The organism is Lactiplantibacillus sp. 7.2.4, assembly GCF_018991185.1.
GTDB classification, from domain to species: Bacteria; Bacillota; Bacilli; order Lactobacillales; family Lactobacillaceae; genus Lactiplantibacillus; species Lactiplantibacillus pentosus.
On sequence record NZ_JAGYGS010000129.1, the window covers coordinates 1 to 1,710 of the forward strand.

The 1,710-nt window shown below is 46.1% G+C and carries 2 protein-coding genes; both read left to right on the forward strand.

All coding sequences use genetic code 11. The annotated features are described in order from the left end of the window. Nucleotides 1-69: 69 nt before the first annotated feature. On the forward strand, nucleotides 70-792 hold the full coding sequence (locus KGF70_RS16800; RefSeq protein WP_216769660.1) for a helix-turn-helix domain-containing protein: 723 nt from the start codon (nucleotides 70-72) through the stop codon (nucleotides 790-792). 35 nt (nucleotides 793-827) lie between these two features. Continuing rightward, nucleotides 828-1,667 (forward strand): IS3 family transposase, encoded by an 840-nt coding sequence (locus KGF70_RS16805; protein WP_253955635.1) that lies wholly within the window; start codon nucleotides 828-830, stop codon nucleotides 1,665-1,667. The last annotated feature ends 43 nt before the right edge of the window (nucleotides 1,668-1,710 follow it).

The following is a 1,710-nucleotide window of genomic DNA, read 5'->3' on the forward strand; positions in this document are numbered from 1 at the left end:
GGGTATACTCCTACCAAGATAGACAAGCAAATAATTAAAGCTTGTCTGCCAAGGAAGGAGTATTTTTTTATGGGCCGAAAAGGTACGAGATATAGTGAAGAAGATAAACTATTCTATATTAAGTTGGTACAGGATGGGATGTCAGCTAATGCTATTGAACGGGAGTATGGTGTGAAACGTGATCAGGTTCTCCAATGGGTTGAGCGCTTCAACACTGGCGGTATTGATGCATTGCGGCGACGTCCACAGCGCACCTATACACCTGAGTTGATGCTTGAAGTCGTCCAGGCTTATTTGGCCGGTGGTACATCGTATCCCCAGTTAGCTCGACAATATAATATCCCTAATAACTCAGTTATCTTCCAGTGGGTCAAGCGGTATACTAGTGGTAAATCGCTCAAAACCACTAGGAGGACTACCCGGATGAAGAATGGTAGAAAGACTGAACAGGTCGAACGGATTGAAATCGCGCAGTGGGTCATCGCCAATGAGATGGACTACGTCGGCGCCACGACCCATTTTAACGTGTCCTATGGCCAAGTGTATGCTTGGGTTAAGAAGTTCAAGCAAGGCGGTCCCGATGCCCTCGCAGACCGTCGCGGTAAGGCCAAGGAAGCCAATGGCCAATTGACCGAAATGGAACTAAAGGGCTTAGAAATCAAGCGGCTCAAGGCCCGGTTAGCGCATGTCTCTACGGAGGTCGCCGTATTAAAAAAACTCCAAGAATTCGAGAGGATGGATGCCCAGCAAAAGAAAAATATCTCACAGTTCAAGCACTCTCGAAAAAAGTAAATCCCGACACTAATCAAGTGTATGGGATTAGTTTCATGTGCCAGTATGTCGGTGTATCTCGAGCCGCCTACTACAAGTGGCTTCACCGTAAAGTTAACGCGCATGAACTGGAGAATGAAGCCATTTTGGCGCATATCATTAAGCGTGAAGAATCAAAGAATTATATTTTTGGCGTCCGGACCATGACAACATATATTAATGAGGAGACCCCGTACCATGTTAGTGAGGGTCGGGTTCGTCGTATCATGCGTCGTAACGGGATTCAATCATCAATTCGTGCGGCTAAGCATGATCGAAAACAGGAGAAGAAAGACCACATTTACGCCAATAAGTTACTAAACGAAGATGGTAGCCATGATTTCAAACCTGAGCAACCAAATATGACTTGGGTGACTGATTGTAGTGAATTGAAATTTGGGCCCGACCAGAAGCAACGCTTACGTGTAAGTGCCATTAAAGACCTTTGTGACCGCAGCATTATCGCATGGGCGGTCGCCAGTACTGAGACCAAGGAATTAGTATCTGAAACACTCAAACAGGCCCTGAAAGCAACTCGTGGTGTGAAACCACAGATTCTTCATTCCGATCAAGGCTCGGCTTATACTTCTGGTGACTACAACACCCTATTATCTGGAAAAGGGATCGACCATAGCATGTCGCGACCAGGAACACCAGGCGACAACAGTGCCATGGAGTGTTTCTGGAGCCAGCTAAAGACTGAAGAACTGGCTTTCAAGGCACCACTCTCGGAAGTTGAATTAATCGGGATTATCAAGGCGTACGTCACATGGTATAACACGGAACGACGTCAGAAAACACTAAACGGCATGACTCCGGAAGAATACCGGAATCATGCCGTTCAAAAGAGTGCATAAAACTTTAATTATTTGACTTGTCTACTTGACAAGGAGCAGCTCC